This is a genomic window from Endozoicomonas montiporae CL-33, from assembly GCF_001583435.1.
GTDB lineage: Bacteria > Pseudomonadota > Gammaproteobacteria > Pseudomonadales > Endozoicomonadaceae > Endozoicomonas_A > Endozoicomonas_A montiporae.
This window is the reverse complement of record NZ_CP013251.1, coordinates 960515-967500: the sequence shown is the minus strand read 5'-3', so window position 1 is coordinate 967500 and position 6986 is coordinate 960515. Positions and strand designations below refer to the sequence as shown.

Genomic DNA, 6986 nt, shown 5'->3' with positions numbered 1-6986 from the left:
GGCATTATCACCAAGACTTACGCACCAGTTGACCACGATCCCAAACGGTATAGAATTCCCACTTTTTCGTGAACCGTAAGCCTGCTCCTTTGATCTCTTTCCTCGAAACAATTGAAGATACTCGTCGGGCAGCATCCTGCCAGCATAACTTCATTGATATTCTCGTCATCGCTGTCTGTGCCATTATCGCTAATGCCGATACTTGGGAGGACATGCAAGAGTTTGGTGAGGAAAAGGAAGATTGGCTTCGTACATTTCTGGAATTGCCGCATGGCATTCCGGCTCATGACACATTTTACCGTATTTTTTGTCTGCTCGACCCCGACAAGTTTCAGGACTGTTTTACCCGTTGGGTGAAATCTGCATTTCCTGAAGCCGTTGATACCCCTGACGAAGAGAATGATATTGTGCCTATCGATGGCAAAGCCATAAAAGGCTCACGGGGCAAAGGTAAACAGGCCGTCCATATCGTCAGTGCGTGGAGTTCAAGACTCTCTCTGGTTCTTGGTCAAAAGTCCGTTGATAAAAAAAGTAACGAGATAACCGCCGTACCAGACCTGCTAGCAGCGATTGATCTTGCTGGTTGCCTGATTACTGCTGATGCCATGAGCTGTCAAAAGGTAATAGCTGAAACTTGCATTGCTGAGGGCGCTGACTACTTGCTGGCAGTCAAAGGCAACCAAAAAAACCTTAAAGATGACATCCAGAATCACATTGAACAGCATTGGAAAAATTATCCTGGGGATGTCCCCTCCGAGACATTTCACGAGGAATTCAGTCGCGGACATGGGCGTGAAGAATATCGGTGCTGCTGGACATTTTCCGCTCTTGATGTACTCAGAGACCATGAAGTCTGGAGTGGCTTGAAACAGTTTGGCATCGTACAAGCTGATAGAACCATCAATGGTAAAGTCACGACTTCTCTACGTTTTTATATCTGTAGCAAAGAGATGACTGCGAAGGACATGCTCTCCGCCACCCGAATGCATTGGGAAGTAGAGAATAACCTGCACTGGATGTTGGATATTGCCTTTTCAGAAGATGCCTGCCAGACGAAAAACGACAATGCAGCGGAGAATCTCTCCACACTGCGGCGTATAGCCTTGAACATCCTGAAAAGTGATACGACCAGCAAGCGAAGCATCAAGGGCAAGAGAAAGAAGGCTGGCTGGAGCAATGGCTATATGGCCAAGCTACTCAAGTCGTTTATCGTGACTGGTGCGTAAGCCCTGGCATTATCACTCTGATCCGGAAGTGTGTCGCTTTTGCGAATATAAAGATCGTTGTACACGCTCAGCAAAGGGGCAAAAAGCTGTCACCCGCCATGTGTGGGAAGATAAAAAAGAAAGGTTGGATAAACGCAGACGAACGCCTTCGGGGAAATGGATCTACGCGCGACGAAAAGAAACGGTAGAAAGAAGCTTCGCAGACGCCAAAGAGTTACACGGCTATCGATACGCAAGATATCGCGGCCTGGAGCGCGTGAAAGGTCAATGCCTGTTGACGGCAGCAGCACAAAACATGAAGAAAATAGCGTTAATGGCAGCATGATTGCTGCAATCTTCCCTAACAATCAAACTTAAACGTATATAAGTCTGCAGCCATATAATTTTGGAAGCTTAGGCACACTATTGCTGGAAAATCTGACCCAGGAAGGGAAATCAGAGTTTGGGAAGAAAAATAAACCCCGATAAAAAGAACGGGGTTTATCAGCAACCTGAAGCAGACTAAAAAGTCTGCTTCTTTATATAGAGTAATGGGTCAGCGACCACAGCACTTTTTGTATTTTTTGCCACTGCCACATGGGCAAGGATCATTACGACCCACTTTAGTGCTTTCGTTAACAACGGTTTCTGGTTTTTCAGAAATGGCTTTCCAACGCTTATCTATATCCACCAGCAAACTGGACAGCTCACGCGCAACACTTGGCAATGCCCGAAGCATTTTACTGACATCCGGACCACCTTCCTGCTTCGAGCGTTCCAGCAATGTTTCCGGCTGCGCCCAGACACTCAGAAGAATAGTGCAAGCTGTGAAGCCCTCTTCCACTTCCTTCATATCGTTGTGACTAAAGATTTCTTCCCAGAAGTTCACCAGGATCGCATTACCTTCACCAAAACCTTTGGACCACAGTTTCAACTCTTCAAAGGCAGGGTCTTCAGCAGTTTCTGCACGACATTCCAGAGGAATGATATCCAGTCCCATATCAATGTGGCGAACGGTCAGGTCTACCATGTTGAACAGAATACGGTGAATATCCTTGTCCTGCTGCTCATTGGCAAACTTCAAGTTGCTGCCAAAAATACCCTTGATCCAGCGATTAGGTGGAACCGGCTGCGGAGAGCCTACCATGGCAAAGATAAAGCCCTGTACTTCACGGAAGCTCATGGCATTGTTTTCTGCCAGAACCTCTTTCAGCATTTTTTCTTGATGCTTATCAAAGCGCCAGTCAGGAATTGAGGAACGCTCTTTGCGCAGACCCAGCTCGATTTCCACATCTTCCAGATCACCATGAACTTCCCGGTCAATCAGACCTCGCTCAAAGGCAGCCCGGATCGCATCGATACTGCCTGCCGCTTTCAGTTCAACCAGCGCTCCCATGATAGCTGTATTCAGGTATTCACCATCGTCTTCACGGTCGTTCAGCATTGCTGCCAGCTTGCTGACCGTTTCATCGCGATCTGCAGTATGGAAGGAGGCATTCCAGCGCAAAGATTCAATGGCCAGGTCACGGGCATCTTCCACTTCATTTCTGTTGCTGGCAATGTCCCACAAACGCTCGGTAGCACTGATACCAAAACGCCCCATCACCGATGGCAGGTATTCAGAAATAATAAAATTGTCATCATCCGCATAGAACAGGTTGATCAGGGGCTCTACAGCCTGTTCAGTCTGCAAAATACCCAGTACACGCCAGGCATGAATCGGTGACCAGACAATATCTTCGTCGTCATGGTTCAGCAATGGCCAGTCCTGAGCCATTTTCAACAGCTTGGGAACATGAGTTTCATTAAAATCGAAGCGGCTGTAGTCTGCCCACTCCTTCCAATCGCATTGGCCGATGGACAGCAGCTCGGAAACAGGTGAGGTATATGGGCTCATGAAGATTACCGAAAATGGAGAGGTGAAGGATTAAAAGGGTCGCAATCATAAAGGATCACCTACCCCAAATAAAGTGCCATCCTCACTGCCTAAACAGCCCTGATTCTCAATTCATGTGACAAATTCTTGTCGTATAGGGTTAAAAAATCACACCATGGCTTAACAGCTATGCTTATCCAGAAGGAAATAATCTTTACAGGGAAGTGTGGATGGTATGGCCACTGTAAATCAGACATCAGCCAATATTGGTATTCCGGCACAATCAGCTCCCGCTTCTGATCAAGCTCAGGAAGCTTCGAACCCTCAGAAGGCAAACCGGTCTTCCAGCTAATCCCGCACTTTCAATTACAACCAGTAATCACAAGGGATTCAGCAGCGTAGAAAATTGAAGCATTCGCAGACTTTTGCGTCTAATTTTGGGGGATAGACGACCGTAATCAGTTATTCAGAGCCATGCCTGATCATAAACCACGAAAGCATCTGTGCCTCGACAGCATGATCCAGATGATCTACGACAGCTTCGACAGCATTCCAGACCACCGCCCAAACCGCCGTAAAGACAAGATTTCATTGCTGGACACCTTGATGTCGGCTTTCGCTATGATGCACCTCAAGTACCCATCCTTGCTGGAGTTTGACCGTGAGCGGGAAACCGAAGAACTCAAGTTCAACTTGAAGCATCTATACCGGGTTCAAGGCAGGATACCCTGTGACACTTACATGCGCTCCACCCTTGATCCTGTAGATCCAGGGGCAATGAGAGAACCTTCTGAGTAACTCCCCATGAGCTCGCCGGTTGCTAAAACAACCCTAACCGACGGCGGTTTCAACCGGCGTTAATGTGAAGCCCATATCTTTAGCCTTCTGCTTCAGGGTTTTTAAAACTCTTTCTCTGTAACGCTGCTCAAAATATTCCTGACCTTCATCTACATACTGACTCCCATGTTTGAGCATACTGTAAACCAGCCTTGCCAGCTTATGTGCTGTTGCCGTAATCGCCTTTGGAGCACCAAGCTTGCTTCGCATTCTACGGTAATAGGCACCCAGGGCGCTTTTTGAGTTGGCCAGTGCATAAGCCGCCAACCTGAATGCTGTTGCGGCTGCGCCTGGCAAACGCTTGGTTTTCCGGTTCAGAACTTTACCACCGGATATTTTGGTTCCGGGACAGAGCCCTAACCAGGAGGCAAAATGTTTAGCGGAAGGCCATCGACTCATATCCAAACCGATTTCTGAAACAATCTTCAGAGCCGTATTTTCGTCGATGCCGTCGATATCAGTCAGATCGACACCACTCACCCGGTTGAGCTCTGAACGCACATCAAAGTCTGGAGCGCAACGGGACTTCCGTTTTTTTGAAGGCTTATCTGGCGTAGAAGGCTTTTGAGAGTCTTTATCATCTTTGCTGTCAAATGTGTTGAGCTTCTGTTCCAGAGCTTTGTCACAAGCCCTGATTTTTTCATCATAAGTATCGTAAAGTTCAACAGCTTGCCGCAGAGCAAATACATGCTCATCCCGATAATGCCCCTTCAGGGATTTGGCGATTTCTTCCTCGGATTTTTTGCAGTGCTTGTCACGATATCTGGCCAGCTCCACAGGATTCCGCTGCCCATTCAGTATGGCGCGGATAATAGTCATACCGGTTTTTCCGGTAATATCAGTCACCACATTATCCAGTAACAGATTCATCTGTCGAAGTGCCTTTTGCATATGCTGGATGTGGGAAGCACGGTAGCCAACAAAGAGTGTCACGTTGTCGTCTATAGGATCGCAATGAACAAACCTGTTCATCCGGGCGGAACGCGCCATTGAGCAATCCGTAAGTATGTAACTGCAAAAGCCATTGGCAGTCCAGAACGTCAGACTTACGTCCGGCAACATTCTTTACATGTCGTGCATTGACCAGTTTTACATCAAGCCCCCGGGATTCCAGTATTTCAAACGCAGGTATCCAGTAAATCCCGGTTGACTCCATCACAACGGTGGTAATGCCAAGCTTTACGAGCCAGTCAGCCATAGCTTAAAGGTCTGCGGTAAAACAGCCAAATGAACGCACCGGTTGTTCATCTAACTCTTCTGGCACTGCAACAAAGTGTGACTCTGACCCGATATCAATACCGGCGGCAAAGAGATTGATTTTCTCCAGATGTCCAGCAATACGCTTTTTGACTCTGTCAGAATGGGAACGGTTGGATTTGCTGCGGCGAGACATGGTTTACCCTCTATACTTCTGTGCGAAGGCATATCCGGATATGGGGCTGTCGATGATTCGCATTCTTCCGAACGAGATCGCATATTGCGTCATCAGTGATGTTGTCGCCAGCTCCCCGACCACGCTTTCAAACGGGCAAAAGGCACCAGTGTGTTTACGGTCTCTGGTCCGGATATGTCTTCCTTTCTATCATAGGCATGTAGACAGTAGTTGGGAGAAAAGTTACTCATAGATGTTCAGCCGGGGGCCCGGCTTGGAGCGCTTTCAAGCTGCTGTTCAATGAAGTACAGCGGGGTGGAGGGCTCAAGGGCTTCCGCTTTTCTTGCGCCGGCCTGAAGGATCATTACCTGTTAGCCATTGATGGGACAGGGCTTTACTACTCCGGCAAGTGCCGCTGTCAGGAGTGCTGTATAAAAAATGAAGGTAAGGCCAATGAAGCTTACTATCACCAGATGCTGGCCGCCTGCATTGTCCATCCTGACAGAGAAACCGTATTGCCTCTGGCCCCCGAGCCCATTGTTCACCAAGATGGCACAACCAAGAATGACTGTGAAAAAAATGCCCTCAAACGTCTCCTTTCAGACATCAAGCGAGATCACCCGCAATTGAAGCTGGTTATTGTGCTGGACGGTCTCTACGCTGATGGCCCGACAGTTCGACTGATAAGAAGTTATGGGTGGCACTACATCATTGTTGCCAAAGATGGCAATCACACTTCGATGATTGAGGCTATGGATGCGCTGGATCAGAAGGGCGATGTCAAACGATTTGAGATGACTGACGGCAACGGTGCCAAACACTGGTGCCGTTATGCCAATGGGGTTCCCCTGAACAAGACTGAACCGGTTGAAATCGTCAATGTGCTTGATTACGTCGAAACAGACAAGAAAGGCAAACGGCACACCTGGGGCTGGATAACCGACATCCCGTTAACCGAAGAAACTGTACTCCCCACAGCCGAAGGAGGAAGATGTCGTTGGCACATAGAAAATGAAACCTTCAATACCCTGAAGAACCAAGGCTACGAACTTGAACACAACTATGGTCACGGTGAGCAGCACCTGGCAACCAATCTGGCTTACCTGACCTTCCTGGCTTTCCTGGTGGATCAAATACAGCAACTATGTTGCCCGGTCTTCCAGAAAGCCCTGAAACTAAGGGCGCGTGGAACACGCACCTATCTCTGGAAATTGATTCTGCGTTACTTTCTTTCCTGGCTGATTGAGAGTTGGGAGGAGATGTTCCAAGCGATCATTCACGGTACTGCTGCAAGAAAGATCCAGTTCGACACATCATAGCGATCATCGTAGCCGGGGTTTCAGGGTAAACAAACTGGAAAAGGAGCACGAAAAGCGTGAGGCAGTTTTTATGCGCTCATCAATTATCTGTACGACCAATCAGTTTTAATACGACTTAAGGCGTATGTTGTGCGGGATTAGCTGCCGGTCTTCCATTGCCAAGGTGCCTTCTGGAAAGGTGGCCAATCATATATCCAAGGCTAAAGCCCCTTCCAGCAAAACCAATAAGCCTTTGCACAAAAGGCTGGCAGCTCGGTTTTCTCCAAAATCCAACATTAAAACTCAGAAACAATCACCTGCCCAGGCTTTAGATTCGCTGAGAGAGCAAATTGATAATGAAACCAGCGTCATGCTGCCAACAGCAAAAAAAAAGATAC

Annotated in this window: 3 protein-coding genes and 5 pseudogenes (1 of these 8 cut by a window edge); 5 read left to right on the top strand and 3 right to left on the bottom strand. The window is 47.9% G+C overall.

From position 1 onward, the window contains the following. The 3 genes and pseudogenes from EZMO1_RS04280 to EZMO1_RS04270 form a co-directional block, all read left to right on the top strand. Positions 1-8: pseudogene (locus EZMO1_RS04280) on the top strand (IS1182 family transposase) (its annotated part extends 1024 nt beyond the left edge of the window); the annotation flags it as partial. 81 nt (positions 9-89) lie between these two features. Beyond that, a complete protein-coding gene (locus EZMO1_RS04275) occupies positions 90-1226 on the top strand; it encodes an ISAs1 family transposase (RefSeq protein ID WP_187300048.1) in 1137 nt (378 codons plus the stop codon). A gap of 10 nt (positions 1227-1236) precedes the next feature. Then, positions 1237-1551: pseudogene (locus tag EZMO1_RS04270) on the top strand (transposase); the annotation flags it as partial. Between the two features lie 210 nt (positions 1552-1761). Here the strand turns inward: EZMO1_RS04270 and EZMO1_RS28405 are convergent. Next, positions 1762-1854 (bottom strand): annotated as a pseudogene (locus tag EZMO1_RS28405) (SEC-C metal-binding domain-containing protein); the annotation flags it as partial. Positions 1855-2049: 195 nt separating this feature from the next. After that, positions 2050-2388, bottom strand: a pseudogene (locus EZMO1_RS28400) (UPF0149 family protein); the annotation flags it as partial. A gap of 1167 nt (positions 2389-3555) precedes the next feature. Here EZMO1_RS28400 and EZMO1_RS04260 point away from each other — a divergent pair. Beyond that, a complete protein-coding gene (locus EZMO1_RS04260; protein WP_061509265.1) occupies positions 3556-3879 on the top strand; it encodes a hypothetical protein in 324 nt (107 codons plus the stop codon). A 33-nt stretch (positions 3880-3912) separates the two neighbouring features. On the opposite strand, the pseudogene EZMO1_RS04255 reads toward EZMO1_RS04260, so the two are convergent. Beyond that, positions 3913-5311 (bottom strand): annotated as a pseudogene (locus EZMO1_RS04255) (IS110 family RNA-guided transposase). Positions 5312-5580: 269 nt separating this feature from the next. On the opposite strand from EZMO1_RS04255, the gene EZMO1_RS04250 reads away from it, so the two are divergent. After that, positions 5581-6609, top strand: a complete 1029-nt coding sequence (locus tag EZMO1_RS04250) for a transposase (RefSeq protein WP_086936383.1) — start codon at positions 5581-5583, stop codon at positions 6607-6609. The last annotated feature ends 377 nt before the right edge of the window (positions 6610-6986 follow it).

What these genes read in the sequence shown, in the direction of transcription:
- EZMO1_RS04260 (WP_061509265.1), top strand. Translation starts at nt 3,556, where the DNA reads ATGCCTGATCATAAACCACGAAAGCATCTGTGCCTCGACAGCATGATC.